This is a genomic window from Enterobacter sp. 342, assembly GCF_036663495.1.
In the GTDB taxonomy this organism is placed as follows: Bacteria; Pseudomonadota; Gammaproteobacteria; order Enterobacterales; family Enterobacteriaceae; genus Enterobacter.
In genome coordinates, this window is record NZ_JAWUEI010000008.1 from 42,412 (window position 1) to 65,185 (window position 22,774).

Here is a 22,774-nt window from a genome sequence, read left to right on the forward strand (position 1 = left end):
GTCAGGAAAGGGAGGCTTCTGTGCTGAAGCCTCTGAACGTTTTAGATCAGATCATAAACAGAATTCATTTGGAAAATTGTATGAAAAAGACCATTACTTCTACCAACAATACTGAGCCAAACATCGCCACCATGGCGACGCTGCCACCACTGCCTACTGACGTTTTACTGTGGAACGACTACCAGTTCCCGCGTGAAATTTATGACGGCGATCTGAGCGAAGATAACACCCCAACCATCAGTGGTAAGGGTGAGCCGGGCATGACGGCCGTGATTGATCTCGGTGGCGGTCAGAGCGTGAGCGTGCCGGTAAACGCAGAAGGCAACTGGAGCTGGACACCAGCACCTGCACTGGCGGACGGTGCTTATACCTGGTCTGTCGCCCTGGTAGACGCTCAGGGTAACCGTGGTCCCTCTACCGCACCGGTTAGCTTCACTATTGATACCGTCGGTAATGCGGTGTCCATCAGCCACGCTGAAGATAACACCGGCCCACTGACTAACCCACTGGCAAGCGGCAGCAGCACGGATGACGTGAATCCGGCAATCGTGGGGACGGCGACGCCTGGCTCTCTGGTCACCCTGTATGTTGATGGTAAAGAGGTCGGTTCTATGACTGCCGATCCGACCACTGGTGCGTGGGCTATTGAGGTCAACCCGGCGCTGGAATCCGGTAAGACCTACGAAATTACCGCAGGTGAATACAGCGGCCCTGGTGAGATCCCGGCACCGACACGTCCGTTCCTGCTGACCGTGGATACCGTGGTACCGACCGGTTCTCTGGACCGTATTGAAGACAACGAAGGTCGCTATCAGGGCGATGTAGCGAACCCGGGCGTAACTGATGACACCACCCCAACCCTGCACGGTACTGGCCGCCCAGGGGATATCGTGTTTATTCGCGATGGCGGTGACGTTATTGGTTCCACCACTGTCGGTGCTGACAACAACTGGGAATATACCCTGCCTGAGCAGACGAACGGCACTGCGCTGGACGTCAGCGTGGTCTTCCGTGGCCCAACTGGTGTGGAAAGCGCACCGACCGCGCCGTGGAAACTGGTCATTGATACCGAAGCACCAAACAAACCGGTAATCGGTGATGTTGAGGACGATCAGGGTCCGGTTGTTGGCCCTATTCACAACGGTGACGTAACCGATGATACCCAGCCAGTATTCAGCGGCGAAGGTGCTGTGCCTGGCGATACCGTAGAACTGATTATTGATGACGAAGTTGTAGGCACCGCGATTGTCGGTGACGATGGTAAATGGGAAGTGACCCCGGAAAACCCACTGAAAGACGGTGAGCATGAAGCCGTTGTGGTGATCGTTGACCCTGTGGGCAACGCCAGCGAACCGTCCGCTCCGATCGACTTTGTTGTGGATACTCAGCCGCCGGCAAAACCGACGATCGATACCGTCTATGATGATGCGGGTCAGCAGACCGGTAACATCGCTAACGGTGGTATTACTGACGACAGCACGCCAGATTTCACTGGTACGGCCGAGAAGGGCAGCCTGGTGTTTATCATTGTGAACGGGAAAACCGTCGACTCTGTGACCGCTGACACGAGCACCGGGGTCTGGACCTGGACACCATCACTGGGTATGGCAAACGGTCATTACGATGTTGCTGTTGTGGCTCAGGACAAGGCGGGGCTGCGCTCTGAACCTTCTGACACGTTCTCATTTGATCTGCTGGCGGGGGGGATTCCGACAGCGCCTGCGATCACCGACGTGATCGACGACGTTGATGCCCATGTGGGGACCATACAGAACGGTGGTATCACTAACGATGCGCGTCCTACCATTACCGGTACCGCACAGAACGGTACTACGGTCTATCTGTACGATGGCACTAACCCGAACCCTATCGGCAGCGCCGTGGTGACGGGCGGCCGCTGGACGATTGATTTCGACACCGATCTGGCCCAGGGCGAACACAGCTTCCGCGCAGTTGCAGAAGATGCGACAGGTAACCGCGGTCCGGAAACTGGCGAGTGGGTGATTATTGTCGATTCCGTTGATCCGCTGGCACCTACGGACATTGAGCTGTGGGATGACTTCGGCACGCCGGGTCTCATTGCCAATAACGACACAACCGATGACAACACCCCAACCTACCGTGGTAAGGGGGAAGCGAACGGTACTGCGATTATCGATCTGGGTAACGGCACCACCGTGCGCGTACCGGTAGACGATAAAGGTAACTGGAGCTACACCCCGGCCCCGGCGCTGGCGGATGGCGACTACACCTGGAAAGTCTCTATTGAAGACAAAGCCGGTAACGTAGGTCCAGAGTCTGCTCCGATCCACTTTACCGTGGACACCAGCCATAACGGTGTTTCTATCAGCCACGTTGTGGACGATCAGGGTGACATCACCGGTAATCTGGGTAGCGGTAGCCATACCGACGACACGACCCCAACAGTGGTGGGCCGTGCGACGGCTGGCGCTCTGGTAAAAGTATATGTTGATGGCAAATACATCGACAGTGTGCGCGCTGACGCCATTACTGGTGCATGGCAATACACCATCAATCCGGCACTGACTGCGGATGCAACCTATAAGATCACCGCCAGCGAAGATGCCGGCGCAGGTGAGAGTGCGCAGACGGCACCGTTCGAGCTGACGCTGGATACCCGTATCCCGACAGGTTCTCTGGATCGTGTTGCTGATGACGTGGGTCTGGTTCAGGGTGACCTGGCGAACCCGGCGGTGACCGATGACACCACGCCGACCCTGCACGGTAAGGGTGTGACAGGTGATGTGGTCTTCATTTACGACGGTACCCGCCTGATTGACTCGGTCACCGTAGGGCCTGCGAACACCTGGAACTTTACACTGCCACAGCAGAACAACGGTACTGAGCTGTCTCTGACGGCGGTATTCCAGAGCCCAACTGGTGTGAAGAGCGCACCGACGGCACCGTGGACGCTGACCATCGATACCGAAGCACCGAATGCACCGGCTATCACCGGCATGTATGACGATGCGGGTAAGCTGATCGTTGACGGAACCCGTTCATCTGACGCTACGCCGGAGCTGCGCGGTACGGCTGAGAAGAACAGCCTGGTGAAAATTTATATACCGGGCAGCAGCGAGCCGATTGCCTCGGTGACTGCCGATGCGAGCGGTAACTGGAGCTGGACGTCGCCGAAGCTGTCTGACGCATCACATGATTTCTATGTGAAAGCGCAGGATGCGGCGGGTAACGTGTCGGGCGAATCCAACCAGTATGGTTTAGTGGTGGATACCCAGTCTGCTACCCCAATCATCCTCGGGACTTACGACAATGTGCAGGGCGGCGTGTATAACGGACTGGTGCCAAACGGCGGTCTGACCAACGACGCTAACCTGGAGCTGCGTGGTAAAGCAGAAGCGAACAGCATCGTCTATATCTACAACGCGTATAACAACGCTGTGCTGGATACGGTGAAAGCCGATGCAAACGGTAACTGGAGCTGGGAACGTGCCGTGGCGAACACGGCTGCGGGTCGTCCGCACATGTTCTATACCATCGCTAAAGACGATCTGGGTAACGTCTCCGCGAAATCTGAGACCTATTCCATCAACGTGGATACCGTCAATAACGCGCCAGTGATCACCGGTTCCTGGGATGATGTTCAGGGTGGTGTGTATAACGGACTGGTGGGTAATGGCGGCGTGACCAACGACCGTACGCTGGATTTACGTGGTACGGCGGAACCAGGCAGTGTGGTGTATATCGTTATCGACAACTACGGCACGGTATCGGGTTCTGTGACGGCAGGTGCGGATGGTAAATGGTCGTACCCGGTCGCTACCAACTACAACATGACCTACAACTTCCACGCTTACTCAGTGGATGCTGCGGGTAACCGCTCTGCGAATTCCTCGCAGTTCGCGATCACGGTGGATACCGTTAATAACGCGCCGGTGATCACCGGTTCCTGGGATGATGTTCAGGGTGGTGTGTATAACGGACTGGTAGGTAATGGCGGTGTCACCAACGACCGTACGCTGGACTTACGCGGCACGGCGGAGGCAGGCAGTGTGGTGTACATCACCAACCCGGCCAACGGTGTCGTTTATGGGTCGGCTACGGCGGGCGCGAATGGACAATGGTCCTTCCCGCTGACAACTAACTATAACCAGACCTATAACTTCCAGGCTTACTCTATTGATAAGGCCGGAAACCGTTCGGGGAACTCGACGAACTTCGCGATTACGATTGATACCGTGGTAGCCGCACCGAACGTAACGGTTATCTCGGATAACGTGGCGGGCGGCAAAGTCGGTAATCTGGTTGACGGGGAGCGTACTAACGACAACCGTCCGACCATTACCGGTAATGGCGCAGAAGCTGGCGCGAAGATCGAAATCGTGCTGGCGCTGGGTAACCAGGGGTGGACGAGCGGTACAAACCTCGTTTACACCACCACGGCCAAAGCCGATGGTACCTGGAGTCTGGAAATTCCGAAGGCGCTGCAGGATGGAACATGGTACTTCCGTGCTAATCAGACCGACCTGGCGGGTAACAAGAGTGGTCTGGGCAATCAGCACTACGTTGTTGTCGATACCGTTGCGGCGGCACCGACGGTAACTGCAGTTGTTGATAACGTCGCGGGTGGCACTGTAGGCAATCTGGCCGATGGTGAAAAAACCAACGACAACCGTCCGACCATTACCGGTAACGGTGCGGAAGCGGGTGCGAAGATTGAGATCGTGCTGGCGCTGGGTAACCAGGGTTGGAGTAGCAATAACCTTGTTTACACCACCACGGCCAAAGCCGATGGTACCTGGAGCCTGGAAATCCCGAAAGCGCTGGATAATGGTACCTGGTACTTCCGAGCTAAACAGACTGACGCAGCAGGAAACACCAGTGCGCTGGGCAACCAGAAGTATATCAATGTGGCGGTGAAAACCAGTGGTTTTGAGGATTTTAACGCAGTAGCGACGACAACGTATGGTAAAGGTACGGTTACGCTGGCAAGTGGTTTGAAATTTACCTTAAGCGATAACTACTACCCGGGTTACGGTGGTCTGCTTTATCAATATAGTCCGGGTAACCGTGTGCTGGCACCAACGGGTAACCTGACCTTGCATTTCGATGGTATGAGTGCAGTGAGCATGAAGCTTTATGGTGCGAATGACTCAACCCAGTCGAGCGTCATAAAGTCTACTTACATTGCCTACGATACACTCGGGAATGTGATTAGCTCCGGTTACCTGCCATCCGGAGATGGCGTAACGTTCTCTGTCAACGCGCCAGCAGGCCGTGAAATCGGGAATATTGTCTTCAATATGGGGCGCGGTACGAGCAGTGGTTTGTCTGGTGGGGGTAACACCATTAACACAGACCAGTACTTCATTGATGACGTACGCTGGACCGCAGGCACATCACGCTCAGCGTCTAAAAGTATGATGATGAGCGTGGAAGAGCAGCATGATGATAACCATCTTGTCAGCACGCTGAATGATCGTGAGATCAATCTGGATAGCCTCCAGCACAAGACCATTGATATTACGAACGGCAAGCAGGACAAGCTGAATATCAGTCTGCACGACGTGCTGACTCACGCTGAGAAAGACATGTTTATCGCTGATGGCAATAAACAGCTGATGGTTCAGGGTGATAAAGGCGATGTGCTGAACCTGAACGATCTGCTGCCTGACAATACCGATCCAGGCAACTGGACCAACGCCGGTAACGTCAAGGTGTCCGGTGTGGAATATCAGGTTTACCACATGGAAAACCATGATGTGGAACTGCTGGTTCAGAACGGCGTAACCGTCAACGTAAATAATCACTAACTTAAACTTTTCCAGGCCTCCTTTCGGGGAGGCCTCTGGAGGATTTATGACTTTTTTCAAGACCTCTTTGTTTGCGGCGCTGTTTACCTCCTCCGCATTTTTACTGCCCTCCGCGATGGCTGCGGAGACGTTTGGCAAAACGTATCAACCTGTCGCGCCAGTGGGTCAGACGCAGACACAAATTGTTTACTACCGTGATGCCAGCAACACCGCAGGCGGTGCGGCGCATATTTATGTCGACAATGAATTCCATGACGCACTGCTGCCGGGAGGGTATACCGTTTTCTGTCTGGCGCCAGGCAAGCATAATCTGGGGGCGTACCAGAACGATGCACCGCAGTATCGCGGTAAAGAGCAGGGTTACAACGTCGAAATGCGCGGCGGGCAAACCTATTTTGTACGTGTAAACCACACCATGAACGCTGTGCCGGAAGCCCGTACGCGTGAACAGGCGGAGAAAGATCTGGCCGGGCTGCGCGAGCAGATCCACGTGCTGTCCCGTGCTTCCAGCGTTGAAGCGTGTAAGAACCTGGCTGCGCCGCAGTACAAAGATTACACACTGTCCGGCGATGTGATGTTCCGCTTCGGTCAGTCCAGCGTGAAAGGCGTTTCTGCGCAGGGTCGCCAGGCGGTGAAAGATCTGGTGACAACGATTAAGCGTGAAAACGTTGAGTTGAAACAGATTCAGGTGATTGGCCACACCGACGCCATCGGTAGCGATCGCGGTAACTACGCGTTGGGTCTGAAACGTGCACAAACCGTCCGTACCATGCTGGCGGAAAACGGTCTGCCAGCACGTCTGATGACAGCCACCAGTGTCGGCAGCGATGAGCCGATCGTGAATGATTGCGCTGCGTCCAGCAAGAGCGCGTTGATCTCCTGCTATGCGCCAAACCGTCGCGTAGTGGTGCGTGTCAGTGGCGATCAGAACGTGGCGGCACCCGCGCAAAAATAATGCTTCCCCCTCTGCCTTCCCATAACGGGGAGGCATCCTCCCCCTCTTTGCTTTTCCCTACCTGATTCGCGTCAAAAAATAACCAGTTCCATTGAGACAGGTCTCATTAAGGCAAGACCGTTCCGCGTGACAGAATATTCCTAATTCTTCTCAGAAGGTTGTTTTATCTTTTTGATTTAACTGTCTTTTAATAACCAGGAACATACGAAATATGGAATCCTCAACGGCTAAAATTCAGGAGGAACAGCTGCACGCCGCCACTCGCGACAACCGACAAAATGATGACTCACTGCTCAGAAGTATTGCCTGGGTATGTGAGCATTATGGCCTCGGTAAGAGCGATGACGTTTTGCTCGCTGGTCTGCCTGTCGAACAACTCCTCACACCCTCGTTAGCGCTTGATGCGCTCAAAAATGCCGGTGTGACCGGGGGGCTCATCAAGCGTAATAGTGCGGAACTGCCTGAGCAGATCTTCCCGATGATTTTGCTGCGTAAAGGCTCTGGGGCCATGATTCTGCTGGCGCGTGAGCGCCGTAAAAACGCAGAAGACAAATGGGATCTGTTCTATTCCCTGATCATGCCGGATGTGAGCGACGAGCCGGTTGAACTGAATCATGAAGCGCTCAACGAGCTGTATGTGGGCTACGCGATCGCGGCTAAACCGACTGCGCGTATCGACAGCCGGGTTAGCGATATCGCGCCGCCGCAACCGAAAGGTCACTGGTTGTTCAGTACGCTGTGGCGCTATCGCAGCTATTACCGCAGCGCGGCGCTGGCGTCAGTGCTGGTGAACGTACTCGCGCTGGCGACTGTGTTCTTTACCATGAACGTGTATGACCGTGTTATCCCTAACCAGGCGTTCACCACACTCTGGTCGCTGGCGCTTGGCGTGCTGGTGGCGATGATATTTGAAGTGATCACCCGTACCGTGCGTGCGCATCTGCTCGATACCGCAGGGAAAAAAGCGGACCTGATCGTCGGCAGTGTTCTGTTTCGTCAGTCTCTGGCGGTCAAAATGGAGCATAAACCGGCATCGTCTGGCTCTTTTGCCAACCAGATTCGCGAATTTGAATCGGTGCGTGATTTCGTCTCTTCCGCAACCCTGGCGGCCATTGCCGATCTGCCGTTCGTTTTGCTGTTTATTGCCATTATTTTCGCCATTGGCGGTCAGCTGGCGATTGTGCCGCTATTGATGCTGCCAATGATTTTGTTGGTCAGCATGCTTATTCAGTGGCCACTGGCGAAAGTAATGAAAGCGAGCTTGCAGGAAGCCTCGCTGAAACAGGGTGTATTGATTGAGTCCATTGAAGGGATGGAAACCCTGAAGTCCGTGGGCGGTGAGTCCTGGATGCAGAGCCGCTGGCAGAAGTTCAGCGCCATGCAGTCGTCCAGTGCGGCGGCGTCAAAACACTACTCTGCACTGGCGATGAACTCCGTGAGTTTCCTGCAGCAACTGCAGACAGTCATATTGATTGTCGCCGGTGTGTATCTGATCGATGCCGGCAGCCTGACGCAGGGGGCGTTGATCGGTACGGTCATGCTGGCAGGTCGCGTCACTGCGCCATTAAGCCAGGTGATTGGTTTAGCCGTGCGTTATCAGCAGGCTAAAGCGGCACTGACTTCGTTGAACAGACTGATGGAGCACCCGACCGATCGCAGCAGCGACATTGATTACATCAAACAGCCGGAACTGAACGGCGATATTGAGCTGAAAGGGGTGACGTTCTCCTATCCGGCGCCACCAATGCAGCCTAACCCGGAGATCCTCAAAGGCATCAACCTGACGATTAAACCGGGCGAACGTGTGGCGATTGTGGGCAAAATCGGCAGCGGTAAATCGACCCTGCTGCGCATTATTGCGCGTCTCTATACCCCGGTAAAAGGGCAGCTTTTCAGCAGTGGGCTGGATGTGAACCAGATTGAGCCATCCGACTGGCGTAATAATGTGGGCTTTGTCGGCCAGGAAGCGCGTCTGTTTTACGGCACCCTGCGCGAAAACATCATGATTGGCCGCCAGAACGCCTCTTCCGACGAGTTTCTCCTGGTTCTGCGCCTGACCGGGCTGGATCAGATTGCGGCGCGTCACCCGCGCGGCATTCATATGCCTGTGGGTGAGCAGGGCAACAGTTTGTCCGGTGGTCAGCGTCAGCTGGTATCACTGGCGCGGACGCTGCTGGCTCGCCCTAATCTGCTGTTGCTGGACGAACCGACCAGCGCAATGGATGCCCAAACTGAAGCACTGTTCCTGCAACACCTGAAAGTGGCGACCGCCGGACACTCACTGGTTGTCGTGACACACCGCCCGTCATTGCTGGCGCTGGTGGATCGGATGGTGATTATTGAGGACGGAAAAATCGTCGCGGATGGCCCAAAACAGCAAATCCTCGCGGCACTCAACGGAACGCCAGCAAATGACAGTTCGCCTGTAAAAGGTGCGCCGGTGAAAGAGCAGGTGGAGGCCAGCGCATGAAATTTTTAAAACGTAACAATAACAAAGCGATATCAGCCCGTGATGCCGCCTGGATGAGCGATATTCAGGAGGCATTGTTTTCCCAGACCACGCCAAAGTCACGTCTGGTGTTATGGCTGATTCTGGTCGTATTTGCCGGGTTTTTAACCTGGGCACATTTCGCCAAAGTGGAAGAGATCACCAAAGGTGATGCGAAGATCGTCTCGAAAAGCCGCGAACAGGTTATCCAGAGCCTTGAGGGTGGGATCCTCGAAGAGCTGAATGTTCGTGAGGGTGACATTGTTGAGCCGGGGCAGGTGTTGTTGAAAATCGACCCGACGCGAGCGCAATCCAGCTATCAGGAGACGCTGCGTAAGGTTGTCGCGCTGGAAGCGACCGTTGACCGCCTGCGTGCAGAAGCTTACGGCCTGCCGCTCACGTTTAGTGACCGTGTGAAACAGTATCCGTCTGAAGTAGAGCTGGAAACCCGTGCCTACAACAGCCGCAAGCAGGCGCTGGAAGAAGGGGTGGCTTCTCTTGAGAAGAGCTACCGTCTGGCGCAGAACGAAATTGCGATGTCTGAGCCACTGGCCGCGCGCGGTCTGCTTTCCGAGGTGGAATTACTGCGTATGCGCCGCCAGGCAAACGACCTGCAATCCCAGATTGTTGAGCGTCGTAACCGCTACCAGGCGGATGCCAACGCCGATCTTATTCGCCAGGAGCTCGATCTGGTTCAGGCCGAAGAAAGCCTGACGGGGCGTAAAGATGTGGTGAACCGGACAACCATTACTGCGCTGGTGAAAGGCACAGTGAAAAACGTCCGGGTGACCACCATCGGCGGGGTTATCCAGCCGGGTGAACACATTATGGAAATTGTGCCGCTGGAGGATCAGTTGCTGGTAGAAGGCAAGATAAAACCGTCTGACGTGGCCTTCCTCCATGCGGGACTGCCTGCCATGGTGAAAATCACCGCCTACGATTTTGGTATCTACGGTGGTCTGAAAGGGCACGTATCTCTCGTCAGCCCGGACACCTTAAAAGATGACGCCAAAGCGGCGGCCGGACGTCCTGACGACACCTACTACCGGGTGATGGTCTTAACCGATAGCAGTGCGCTGAATGCTGGCGGTAAATCGTTACCGATTATTCCCGGCATGATTGCAACAGTGGAAATTCGCACCGGCGAAAAAACCATTCTCGATTATCTGCTGAAACCCATTTTTAAAGCGAAAGAAGCCTTCCGCGAGCGTTAATGATGAAAAATTATTCTCCTTTACAGTGCCACCTGGTGGCACTGGCGGTACTCTCTTGCCTGGTATCCGGGAAAAGTGCTGCCAATAGTGATGGTTTATTGGTCTTTAACACGACCACCCCAGTGGAAAAATCCAGCATGGTGATGGCATCCACACCTCCTGCGCCTGCTGCGCCGCTGGTGGAGCAGGCAAAGACGCCAGTCAAAAAAACCAGTAGCACAACCCAGACCGCCCGTGCGCCTGGTGAGAATGAAATCCGGAGTTTGTTTAACGATGCGGTGAATACCGCGCTGTCGATCAGCCCTGAAGTACGTGGTGCGCAGTTCAATACCGAGGCAGCACAGGCTAACGTCGACGAGGCGAAAGGGCAGCGCTGGCCACAGGTGGATGTTGGAACGCGTTCTAAAAGCTACCAGTTTGGTAATGGTGAGCGCGGCTACAGTGATAGCCGTCCGGCGGTGACGGTGAACGTAGCCACCACGGTGCTTGATTTCGGCCGCACCAGCAACACCATTAAAAGCCGTGAAGCGCTACATCAGGCCGCGAGAGACAACACTGACGCGCAGGCGGAAAACATCGCCTGGCAGGTCAGCAGCGCCCTGATTGAACTGAGCAAACAGCGCCATATCATTACCCTGAGCCAGAGATACGTGGCGCGAATGAATGAGCTGGTCGAAATGCTCGACGGTATCGTGAAGGTCGACCAGGGGCGTCGCAGTGAATTAACCCAGGCCAGAGGACGTTTACTCCAGGCGCAATCCTCTTTAGATACTGCTGTGTCGCGTGCGCGTGATACGGAAATCACGCTGAACCGCCTGTTGGGTGATACTTCCGTACCGCTGCCAAAAGCTTCTGTATGGAACCTGACGCCAGGATCGCTGAATACACAGTTGTCCGCTATCGACAGGCATCCGACGATTCGACAGGCGCAGGCTGAAACCGCCTCCGCGTTGGCAGATGCCGAAGCGGCACGTTCTGCGGCTTATCCGACAGTCACCTGGAACGTCGGGAAAAGTACCGGCCGCGATGAGCTGGGACGTGAGCAGGCATGGGAAACCAACGTGAATTTAAGCTGGCCGATCTTCCGTGGCGGCTCGCAGCGAGCGGCTGAACTCTCCGCCGCGCGTCGTGCGGATGCCAGCCGGGAAGCCATTGAACAACAATCGCGTGATCTGGATAACCGTGTGCGTGCAGCCGATCAAGATGCACATAGCATGTTGGAACGAGCTGAGCTATATCATAACTTATCGTTTGAATCTGATCGCATTCGCCATGATTTCTTTGACCAATGGTACCACCTCGGCAGACGTACTCTGCTGGATGTGCTGAGTGCAGAAAGTGACTTTTACGGTAACCAGGTTGCGGAAGTGACCAACCGTTTCGATGCCTATTCGGCAATATTTCGTAGTTATGCCAGTGCTGGCACGCTGTTACAGTGGTTACGAAATAATAAATAAGTCTTTTTATTATGACTCACTCTGCAGGCATTAAAGAGAATAGATATGAACCCGTTTTCAGGTAAGAAAATATATATTGCTTTACTCGACGATCACCCGATTGTGCGTAAGGGAATGGAAATTATCTTCAGCCAGGAACCCGATTTCGAACTGAAAGGCAGTTTTGCTAATCGTATCGATCTTATTAATTTTTTACGCAGCAATCGTGTTGATGTGTTGATTCTGGACTACCTGCTGGGTGACGAAGAGATCGACGGTTTACCGATGATCAAACAGCTGATGAGTAACTTCCCGTGGCTGAAAATCCTGCTTTCATCCACGCTGGAAAATACAGCAATTGTCCGTATGGCGTTAAAAGCGGGTGTGCGCGGGCATGTCGGTAAAAGCCGGGATGCCTCAGAGGTGGTGAATGCCGTACGTGAGGTGGTGGCGGGACGTATCTCCCTGTCTGAAAGTATGGAGAAAGAGTTCTACCTTATTTCGGAGCCTTGTGCGGGTACGGAAGAGGGGGACAATGAGCCGCAGGTGATTGATGGCATTGGTCGTCTGGATAAGCTGTCACCTAAGGAGATTGAGGTGCTGCGCCTGTTTACCGGTGGAATGTCTGTCCTGCAGATTTCAGAAAAATTCCAGCGTAGTCGTAAGACGGTGAGTGGTCAGAAGAAGTCGGCCATGAAAAAGCTGGGCGTCAAAACGGACTCCGAACTGTTCCTCTGGCACGACCAACTGCTTTAACCCCCGCCGGGAGCCTCTGAGAGGCTCCTTTTTTTATGCCTGTTCAGGGCAATCGTCTTGCATCCACTGTTTCTGCCATCACTGGCTGAATATTTCGCAGTGCTGTGGCGATATTATTGATCGAACAAGGTTTGAACAGACAATCATTCATACCAGCCTGTAAGCAGCGCTCCATCACTTCATGCATGGCATTCGCGGTAAAGCCGATAATCCAGGCTGGAGCTCTGTGTTGTTCGCGCTCACGCTCGCGAAGCGTTTGCGTAAGCTGATAGCCGTTCATCCCCGGCATGTTGCAGTCGGTAACAATCACGTCGAAATTGGTCTTTTCCCAGAGAGCCAGTGCTTCATGACCATCAGATGCCAGATAGGCGTGTTGCCCTAACCATGCTAACTGTTTGGCCAGCAAGATCCGGTTTGCCGGGTTGTCATCGACCACCAGAATATGCAGCGCGGGGATCTTTTCATCATCAAGACGCGGCTGCTCGCTGACAGTTGTTTGCGTTTTTACTTTCGACAGCATAAAGGTTGCCCGTACCGTGGTACCCACGTTTTTCTCGCTACTCAGCGTTAGCGTGCCATCCATGCTTTCGCAAATAGTTCGGCTGATATAAAGCCCCAACCCGGTACCGGCACGACGGTTATCCGCCTGGCTAAAGGGTTTAAACAGAGCAGCCTGTTGGCTGGCGTCAATCCCCACGCCGCTGTCCCGCACCTCTATCACGTAGTAGACGCACTCTTTTTCCGGGTCCTCCTTCTGCTGCAGCGTCAGTGACACGCTGCCGACATCGGTAAACTTAATGGCGTTACTTAACAGGTTCGAGAGAACTTGTTTAATACGCAGCGGATCGGCATAGACGTCCAGCAACGGTTCAGTCGGGAATATCTTGTTTAACTGGATATTTTTCTCTACCGCAACGCCGTGGAAGACACGCATCATATTGTCGATCAGTTTGCCGAGGTTGGTGGCTTCAGGATTGAAATCAAGATGTCCGCCTTCAATACGGGAGATATCGAGAATATCGCCAATGAGCCCCACCAGACCTTCTGCGGATTCATAAGCGACCTCCAGTGCCTGGATATCCTGCTCACCCTGGCGTCCTTTTTTCAGCACGATATCCAGCATGCCGATAATTGCATTCATTGGGGTGCGGATTTCATGACTCATCGTCGATAAAAAGACCGATTTCGCCCGGTTGGAATCTTCCGCCCTGTCTTTGGCATCTTTAAGTTCTACCAGCAACGCTTCACGCTCGGTGACCACTTCACGCAATTGCACCAGTTGTTCGTTCATCTGACGACGTAGTGCCGCTTTACGGGCGATTTGCTTACGCAAGTAGAGTGCCCAGCCTAATGCCAGGAGAATCAACACCCCGCTGAAGACCGCGGTAGCGATTAAGACTTCGCGATAGCGATACCAGAAGCTATCGACAACGACCAGTTCGTTCGGCCGCCAGCGGTTGGCCAGATTTTCCAGTTCAATGGGGGAGATGCTCAGTAACACCTTATCTAAAATGTTCTGCAGTTCCGGGTTTGCCAGTCCCACACCGAAGGAGAGCCAGACGGGGGAATCACCCACGATGGATACCACCTTCAGCTTGTCCTGAAAATTGGTGAAGATCTGGTAGTCCGTCATGATCAGGATGCCCACGGCGGCGTCCGCTTTACCGTCAATAATGGTCGAAAGCAGTTGTGATTCATTACCCACGGGCACAATCTCAATTTCAGGGTAACGCTGGCGTATCATGCTTTCCACGCCGATATTTTTGACCATTGCCAGCCGCTTTCCGCGTAAGTCCGCCAGCATATGAATGTCGTTACGGCTTGTCGACGTAGCCAGAGCAAAGGCACTACGCAGATAAGGACGGGTAAAGAGGATTTTGTCTTTACGCGCTTCGCTTGGCGTCACCGACGCGAGCATATCCGCTTTTAATTCATGAACCTGCTGAATTAAATCCTGGGTTGTGTCGCCTGTCTCAAAGCGGAACCGTAATCCTGTCCTGAGCGAAACAACAGAAAACAGATCGGCCGCAATGCCACGTAAAACACCTTTGTTATCAATAAACGAGACCGGAGCCGCATTGTCGCGGCTGTAGATCAGGACGTTAACAACCGGATGTTTCGCAATCCATTCTTTCTCTTGTGGGGTAAAGGAGAGCGACTTTGACCCCTGGGCAAGGTCAATGCGGTCGGGCTGCCAGAGATGGTAAAGATCCAGTTTTTCATCTTCGGGTACGGCTTCGATAGCGGTATTAATCAACCTGAGCAGTTGAGGATTATTTTGGTTTAGCGCGAACCCAACTTCACGGCTGTTCAGACGTGAGAAACGCTCCACATGGATATTGTTCAAATAGTTTCGGCTGAGCGAGTAGCTGTTTCCCAGATAAACCCGCGACTGCCCAAATGCCACCGCGCTAAGGGCTTCCTGGTAACTATCAAAGAGACGAAAACGGGCCTCAGGGTAGGCTGCCCTGACCTGCGACAGCGGTAAATAATCCCTCACCATGGCAACGTCGGTATTACGCAAATCCTCCGCCAGTGGTTTTGTGTCGCTGTCATTGAGGCCCAGCACAGGTTTATCGCTGGCATAGGGTAAAGAAAAGGCAAATACATCGTTGTTGGGAAACGCCGCCACGGAGGGTATCAGGTCGATATCACCTCGTGCCAGGGCTTGCCAGACCTCATCGGAGGAATCGAAGACTTTCACTTTAACCGGCAGGTTCAGTTGCCAGGCCACCAGCCCAATATAATCGGCGCTTAAACCTTCATACTCGTTACGAATGTTGCGCATACCAAAAGGTGGCGCATCATAATGGGTGACGCCAACAATCAATTGCCGATGTTGCCTGATAAATGCCGCTTGTTCGTCGCTGAGGGCTAATCGGTGCAAACCCTGAATGGGCGTTCGCATCAGGATTTTATACTCATCACCCATCGCCGGGGATAGCGAAAGCAAGAGTAAAATCAGCAGCCAAAAGTGGCGGAAATAGTTGCGCATATCTTTTTAACGGACTCCTGAACGCGAGGCGTAGTGTATAGCTGTAGAATAACCTCGTCGTGATAAGGGATTCTCGCAGACCATAGTCGGCATCTGTCGATTTAATAATAATTTATTTGAGGGTTTTATTCTGCCGAAACATTCGGAACATTGTTATAAGACAAGGCTTGGTTATTATCACGAATTAATGCAGCATTAAAAGCTTTTACGTCTTATTATAATTAACTGTAAATTAAGTGACTTAACCTAAATTTCAAATTAAGCGCCATATTTGTACGTTTTGGATTCTTAATGTAATGATCTGATAGCGATATATCGAGACGGGTCTTATCGTTTGCTATCTGAGGTGATGAAAAAATACGCGTTATTTTGATGATCAACTCAAGAGCGAACCTGTATGCGCCCTGCTTTTCACCATCGTCCCGCTAACCACGCGGCCATGAGCCAGCAATTTAGTGCCCTGGCAGAGAAATATCGACATGCCATGGCAACAGGCGATTACGCCATGGCCTCCCTGTGCTGTGAAAAAGCGCTGGCCGTATTACCAAAAAATATGTCTGTGCAGAGTGACTATGCGCTGAGCCTGATGCGTGAGGGAAAACATGAGCAGGCGTATAAGGTATACCGCCAGATTTATCAGTCACCGTTGCGGCATGAAGCATCTGAAACGTGGCTGGATGGCTTTGCGGAGCTGTGCGGGCATATGGGGAAAACTCAGGAGATGCGCACCTATGGGCTAGAGTCGCTCATGCAGTCAGATCAACGCTTCGGCAATGGCAAACACTGGCCGCTGCCCACCACTGCTCCGCGACCATTTAACCCCTCTCAACCTGAGAAGAACATCATCGCGTTCAGCTTGTATGGCGATCAGCCGCGCTACTGCGAAACGCTGATTAAAAACATTGAAGCGGCAACGTCGCTGTTTCCTGGCTGGCGTTGCCGTGTTTATCTGGACAATTCGGTGCCGCAGCATGTCTGGCAACGTCTGCAGGCCGCAGGCGCTCAACTGGTCGACATGAGTCATGAGAAAGGTATTTATCCCACGTTGTGGCGTTTTCTGGTCATGGACGATCCACAGGTTGAGCGCTTTCTGGTGCGTGATGCCGACTCACTGCTCTCCGAGCGTGAGCAGGTCTGTGTAGAAGCATGGCTGGGTTCATCCTGTTATTTTCACCATATGCGCGATTACTTCACCCACACGGAACTTTTGCTGGCGGGCATGTGGGGGGGATGCGGTGGTGTGTTCCCGGATGTCGAAGGAATGATGCGTGATTTTGTGTCCCGCTATAAGGGGAGTGCGCGTTTCACCGATCAGTATTTCCTGAAGGCGGTGCTGTGGTCCACTGTGCGGCAAAGTATTCTCAACCATGATGATATTTTTGGTTTTCATCACGCTGAACCCTGGCCTGCACACCCGCCTGTTCGCTGGAAGGCTGAGCATTTTCATGTGGGAAGTAATGCTGGCTTTACGATCCTGGCCGGGCCCAGCGCTAAAAACGACGGAGAAACAGAGACTGTGGTGTTGAAAATAGAGGGTAACGCCTGGCGCTACATGGCGAACGTGCGTCAGGGACAGTGGAAACTGCCCGTCCCCTTTTTCCTTGCGGATGATTTTCGCAGTGGTAAGTTGCAGGTTGATGTGGTGACGCGTCGCTGAAATTATACGGCCCCGCTGACTGGTGGGGCCGCATGTTTATACATCGCTAAGCCCCGTGCGCATTCCCACCTGGACTAACACCTCTGTTTCTATACCCGAATGTTGATAAACCTCATACTGCACGCCATCCACGGTGACAGAGCCTGTGGCTTTTGACCATGCACCCAGTTCGACATCGGCGGGTAACAGATCTGCCAGGTTTATTTTTTCTCCATCATTTCCTTTGATAAGCAACTGCGCATAATGATCATCGGAAAAAAGGTACTCTTCATTTTTTATTAAAATATCGTCGACCGTGATTTCTACCATCGCCGGACATTCATGTTTATTCATCGCCAACAGCCCCTTTACAACATAGCCCGGGCTTTTTACCAGGAGGAGTGGGGCACGCCAACAAGTTCGGTCTTATACTCTCAGGAGTGTTACCAGAACAAGACAAGACTTACTTAGTTCGGTAAGTGGGGACGGTATAATTTTATTCTCCAGCATGTTTTCATTCAGGGATCGACTCTTACGATGCGCTTTTTATCAGCCCGGTTAATTAGCCTGTTTTTCACCGTGTTCTTTGTATGGCAATTGCCTGCGCAGGAACTGGTGCTACAACCTCGTGTTCAGGTGAATGCCCCTCATGTTCAGTTCAGTGATGAGGCGCAACGCTGGCTGAATAACAACCCGACGCTGCATGTTGGCGTATGGGGGCAAGAGCACCCACCGCTGAGCGAAGGAATGGGGCACGGTGTCTTCAGCGGTATTGCCGCAGATTATCTGGCACTGCTGGAAGATAGCCTCAAGGTCAAAATTAAGCTGCATTACTATGATCAGAGCCATGATGCGCTCGCCGCACTGCAGCGACATGAAATACAGATGGTCGCAATCTGGAACCCCGAACTGTGGCCAAGCCCTGATCTGCAAGCCACGCCGCCATGGCTGCTGGACAAAGCGGTGCTGATGACCTCGAAACCACAAGGTGAAGCCCCCCTCGATCTGCGCAACAAAGTGCTTGGGCTGGTCGCTGGTAGCCATGCTGGCGATGCACTACGCCGTTATTACCCGGAGAGTACGCTGCGTTACCAGACGTGGTATACCACCGCGGTGAGTGCGCTTGCCTTTAAACAACTTGATGCCTTGTGGATTAACCGGGCCAGCGCGGAGTATCTCACTCAATATCATCAGGCCAGAGGGTTGAGCTGGACGTTTAGCCCGGCGATACCCAATCTGAACATGAGTTTTGGCGTCGACCGTCAGCTCCCGTTGCTGGCAGAGGCCATTGACACCGTCTTCAAACATATTCCGTTAGCCAGCCGCCTGCGCATTGCGATCAACTGGGGTTTGAACCGCAGTTTTGTTATCACCAGCAATCCTCTGGGGTTGGATCAGGAGGAGGAAAACTGGCTGCGCGAGCATGGGGATATTAAGGTCATTATTGACCAGCGCCAGCGTCCCATCTCTTTTGTCAGTGAGGGCGAGTCCGCAGGTCTGGTGGTGGATCTGCTTAATCAGTTCCATGAGCAGTACGGCCTTCGCTTTACTGTCATGCCTGCTGAAAACGACACTGAAATGCTTGCGCTGAAACGCGCTTATCCTGATGCACTTTTTGTCGAGCAGGTGATCGATACGCCGCAACAGACGAAAGATGGTACCGCTAAAACGCCACCATTGCTCACGACACCCGCTGTGGTAGTGATGGATCAGGACATCAAGCGTCCGGATGATTTTACGCAGCTGAAAGGCGAGAAAATCGCCATTCAGGCCAGCGACCCGCTGATACCGTGGCTGGAGACCTGGTATCCCACCATTAAGCTGGTGATGGTTCCCCATATGGATGATGCGCTTGAGCGGTTAAAAAATGGGGAAGTGCGCGGGGTGATTGCGCCGCAGTTTATTGCTAACTACCTGGTGACCCTTCATCACCCAACTCGCTTTCATCTGGCCGTGACCCTGCCTGTCACGCCGGTCGACCTGGTTTTGTCAGCACAAACGGAGCACAGCCAGCCAGTTAACATCATCAATAAAGCGCTGGCAGATATGCAGCCGCAGGCGCTGATGCAAATGGCGGGAAACTGGCGTCAGGCGGCGATAGAAAACAGTGAAACCTGGGATAAAAGCACGCTGCTGAATTCGTTGGTCTGGGGTGTGCTGTTACTGCTGGTGGTGCTGGGCTGCTGGCTGTGGATCCAATACTTACGTGCCGCACTCCGTCGTGGCAACGTCTGGCAGCAGAAGCTGGCGGAACAACTGACGTTTACCCAGGCGCTGATCGACGCATCGCCCGTGGCGCTCTATGTGCGCGATCGGCAGGGGAATTTACTGCGTTATAACCAGGCCTGGAGCGAGGCTATCGGTCAGTCAGGCCAGGAGCTGATAGGTCTGCCAATTACCGCCATTAATACAATCGAACCTTCTGAACTCGCGGCAATTGAAGCCAAATATAACCAGGCGCTGCAGGATGGTTTACCGCAAAAGTGGTCCGTCAGATTCCAGACAGACGGGCGGTCGCGTTACTTACAGGGTTGGGTTGTGCCGTGGCATGACAGTCAGGGAGAGGTTGGCGGTTTAATTGGCGGCTGGCTGGATATTACGGAAAAAGAGCAGCTGATTACGCAGCTCTCAGAAACCAAAAGCAACCTGGAACAGGCCATTGCCAGCAAGAATGCGTTTATGCAGAGCATGGGGCATGAAGTGCGCACCCCGCTCAGCGTGATCACCGGCCTGCTGGAGATGGAGCTTCAGGGGCTGGATGCACGGCATGAGCACAATGAAAACCTGAATCTGATTTGGGAATCTTCACTTAACCTGCTTTCGCTTATCGGCGACATGTTCGATGTCTTCCGTGCCGATAACCCGCAACTGAACGGAACGACGCGTAGCACGCATCTGCCGCAGTTAATCGACAGTACCGTGGCGCTCTACCGGCAGCAGGCCGAAGCAAAAGGGATCACCCTGAATGTGCTGATCGAGCTGTCTACCGAGCGTTTTACTACTGATCCGCTGCTGATTATTCGCATCCTCTCAAGCCTGCTGCGTAACGCCATTAAGCATTCGGAGTGCCAGGAGATTGATGTTGAGGTGTATGAGGGGAGCAGAGATCCCGATGCCACGACGATCCCACTGGTTATTGAAGTGTGCGATCAGGGTAAGGGAATTGATGGGGAAATGCTGGAGCAAATTACCAGGCGTGCTCACCATGTGACGCTGAAATCAGAGTGGACCGACACCGGGTTCAGCTTACCGGCCTGCCTGCATATGGCGCATGCCGCGGGTGCGCAAGTGCGTATCGACAGTGAACCGCATGAGGGCTGCGTGGTGAGCCTGCATTTCAACGCCGTGCCTGCTACCAGCAAAGTATTGACCCCTCCGCCGGTCGAACAGGCGCGCAGCCTGCATATTCTTGGCGTGGACGACTATCCGCCAGCGCGCCGTGCGCTGCAGCAGCGGCTGGAGTCCTGGGGGCACCAGGTGTCCTTGGCAACGCAGGGGGCGGAAGCGTTATCGATGTGGCAGCAAAATCCTGGCCGCTACGATGTGATTATTACCGACTGTACGATGCCGGAGATGGACGGTTATGAACTGGCGCAGCAGATCCGCCATACCGAACAGCTTAACGGCCAGCCACCGATCCCGATCTTCGGCCTGACGGCGATGAGCGGCACAGAAACGGCAGCGCGTTGTCTTGAGGCAGGTATGAATGAATATCTGGAAAAACCGCTGACGGCGGAAAAACTCCAGGCGCTGCTGGAACGCTATTTTTCCGTCAGCAGCGTGAAACCTGCCCTGGGGAGTGATACCACGCAAACGCTGCATGCCGAGATGGTGGAGGTCAACAGACAAGATGCCAGCAAGTTGACGCAGTGGCTCGAGCAGAAAAATCGCGACAAGGTGGGTCGTATGGCGCACCGTATCAACGGCGGTGCACGGATGATGAATATGGCAGCGTTGCAGAAAGCCTGCGAACAACTGGAAACAGCCTGTCACGACGAGGGATCCTGGCAAGAGATTGAGAGCCTCGTCGATCGCGTGCTGGAAGAGATGACCCGGTTTAATCAGCAGTTGTCGTCAGAGAGCGGTGAGACTCTCTGACGTTTTGACATCAACGCATGGTCACAAACTCTTCCGCGGCCGTCGGGTGGATCGCCACGGTGTTGTCGAAGTCTTTCTTGGTTGCGCCCATCTTCAGCGCCACGGCGAAGCCCTGCAGGATCTCATCCATGCCAAAGCCAATGCCGTGGATACCGACAATCTTCTCTTCCGGACCGACGCAGACCAGCTTCATGCGGCACGGCTGACGGTGTGAGGTGACGGCGGTGTACATCGCGGTAAACGCCGATTTATACACTTTCACCTGGTCGTCGCCATACTGCTCGCGCGCCTGCGGCTCGGTTAAGCCGACAGTACCGATTGGTGGGTGGCTGAAGACCACGGTAGGGATATTACTGTAGTCCAGATGCTCTTCCGGCTTGTTGTTAAACAGACGCTCGGAGAGACGGCGACCCGCTGCAACGGCAACCGGAGTCAGCTCAACCGCACCGGTGTTATCACCGACAGCATAAATGCCCGGTACGCTGGTGTTCTGGAATTTATCGACGACGATATAGCCTTTATCATTGGTTTTCACGCCCGTGACGGCCAGGTTGAAGTTATCGTTCGCGGGTTCACGGCCAATCGCCCAGATCAGGCAATCGACGGTCTGGCTGCGGCCATCTTCCAGCTCCAGGGTCAGGCTGCCGTCTGCATTTTTCACTACCGCTTTTGGTACGGCGTTGGTGTGCAGGGTTGGGCCTTCAGCGTTCATCACTTCGACCAGCGTGTCGACGATCAGCGGGTCAAAGCTACGCAGCGGTGCGTGTTTACGCACAAACAGATGCGCTTCGGCACCCAGACCATTAATCACGCCGGCAAGCTCAACCGCGATGTAACCCGCACCCACCACGGCAACGCGTTTTGGCAGGGCTGGCAGTTCGAAGAAACCGTCGGAGTCGATACCGTATTCCACGCCCGGGATATTCGGGTGGCTCGGACGGCCGCCGGTGGCGATCAGGATGTGATCGGCAGTGATCGTCTCGCCGTTCACTTCGATCGTTTTCGCGTCCACAAAGCGGGCAAAACCACGGATCACGTCGACGTTATTTTTACCCAGTACGTTGTCGTACGAGGTGTGAATACGGTCGATGTAGGCAGTACGGCTGGCGATCAGTTTGTCCCAGTCGAAGTGGTTGATCGTGGTGTCAAAGCCATAGTCCGGGCCATACATATGGATAGCTTCACGGATCTGCGCCGCATGCCACATCACTTTCTTCGGTACACAACCCACGTTCACGCAGGTGCCGCCAAGTTCTTTGGCTTCAATCAGCGCACATTTCTGGCCATACATGGCTGCACGGTTGATGGAGGCGATGCCGCCGCTGCCGCCGCCGATTGCGATGTAGTCATAATGCTTAGTCATAGCTTTTATCCTTAATCGTGAATTGCCGCGATTGTATACCT

11 protein-coding genes are annotated in these 22,774 nt (G+C 53.8%); 8 read left to right on the plus strand and 3 right to left on the minus strand.

Features of this window, described 5'->3' with window-relative positions; all coding sequences use genetic code 11:
- The first annotated feature begins 80 nt into the window (after positions 1 to 80).
- The 6 genes from V6E55_RS08630 to V6E55_RS08655 all read left to right on the plus strand — a co-directional run bounded on the left by V6E55_RS08630 (position 81) and on the right by V6E55_RS08655 (position 12,641).
- The gene (locus V6E55_RS08630; protein ID WP_316942599.1) at positions 81 to 5,792 is read left to right on the plus strand and encodes an Ig-like domain-containing protein; all 5,712 of its coding nucleotides are present in this window, start codon (positions 81 to 83) and stop codon (positions 5,790 to 5,792) included.
- 46 nt (positions 5,793 to 5,838) lie between these two features.
- Positions 5,839 to 6,747: an OmpA family protein gene (locus V6E55_RS08635; protein ID WP_129994791.1), complete on the plus strand. Its 909-nt coding sequence runs from the start codon at positions 5,839 to 5,841 to the stop codon at positions 6,745 to 6,747.
- A 211-nt stretch (positions 6,748 to 6,958) separates the two neighbouring features.
- Positions 6,959 to 9,217 carry a type I secretion system permease/ATPase gene (locus tag V6E55_RS08640; RefSeq protein ID WP_316942600.1) on the plus strand — a complete coding sequence of 753 codons (2,259 nt, stop codon included), beginning with the start codon at positions 6,959 to 6,961 and terminating at the stop codon, positions 9,215 to 9,217.
- Positions 9,214 to 10,449, plus strand: a complete 1,236-nt coding sequence (locus tag V6E55_RS08645) for an HlyD family type I secretion periplasmic adaptor subunit (protein WP_129994793.1) — start codon at positions 9,214 to 9,216, stop codon at positions 10,447 to 10,449. The genes V6E55_RS08640 and V6E55_RS08645 overlap by 4 nt, the downstream gene beginning before the upstream one ends.
- On the plus strand, positions 10,449 to 11,906 hold the full coding sequence (locus V6E55_RS08650) for a TolC family protein (protein ID WP_316942602.1): 1,458 nt from the start codon (positions 10,449 to 10,451) through the stop codon (positions 11,904 to 11,906). Before V6E55_RS08645 ends, V6E55_RS08650 begins: the two co-directional genes overlap by 1 nt.
- Positions 11,907 to 11,951: 45 nt before the next feature.
- Positions 11,952 to 12,641, plus strand: coding sequence for a response regulator transcription factor (locus V6E55_RS08655; RefSeq protein WP_236919871.1), 690 nt, complete (start codon positions 11,952 to 11,954; stop codon positions 12,639 to 12,641).
- A 43-nt stretch (positions 12,642 to 12,684) separates the two neighbouring features.
- Here V6E55_RS08655 and V6E55_RS08660 read toward each other — a convergent pair whose 3' ends face one another.
- Positions 12,685 to 15,636, minus strand: a complete 2,952-nt coding sequence (locus tag V6E55_RS08660) for a transporter substrate-binding domain-containing protein (RefSeq protein ID WP_316942603.1) — start codon at positions 15,634 to 15,636, stop codon at positions 12,685 to 12,687.
- A gap of 397 nt (positions 15,637 to 16,033) precedes the next feature.
- Here V6E55_RS08660 and V6E55_RS08665 point away from each other — a divergent pair, with 397 nt between their 5' ends.
- The gene (locus V6E55_RS08665; RefSeq protein ID WP_316942604.1) at positions 16,034 to 17,293 is read left to right on the plus strand and encodes a tetratricopeptide repeat protein; all 1,260 of its coding nucleotides are present in this window, start codon (positions 16,034 to 16,036) and stop codon (positions 17,291 to 17,293) included.
- Positions 17,294 to 17,329: 36 nt separating this feature from the next.
- Here V6E55_RS08665 and V6E55_RS08670 read toward each other — a convergent pair whose 3' ends face one another.
- Complete coding sequence (locus tag V6E55_RS08670) at positions 17,330 to 17,626, minus strand: Biofilm associated protein A (RefSeq protein ID WP_316942605.1); 297 nt, start codon at positions 17,624 to 17,626, stop codon at positions 17,330 to 17,332.
- Positions 17,627 to 17,809: 183 nt separating this feature from the next.
- On the opposite strand from V6E55_RS08670, the gene V6E55_RS08675 reads away from it, so the two are divergent.
- Positions 17,810 to 21,370, plus strand: coding sequence for a response regulator (locus V6E55_RS08675; RefSeq protein WP_316942606.1), 3,561 nt, complete (start codon positions 17,810 to 17,812; stop codon positions 21,368 to 21,370).
- Positions 21,371 to 21,380: 10 nt separating this feature from the next.
- On the opposite strand, the gene gorA is transcribed toward V6E55_RS08675, so the two are convergent.
- A complete protein-coding gene (gene gorA, locus V6E55_RS08680; RefSeq protein WP_134708527.1) occupies positions 21,381 to 22,733 on the minus strand; it encodes a glutathione-disulfide reductase in 1,353 nt (450 codons plus the stop codon).
- Between the last annotated feature and the right edge of the window lie 41 nt (positions 22,734 to 22,774).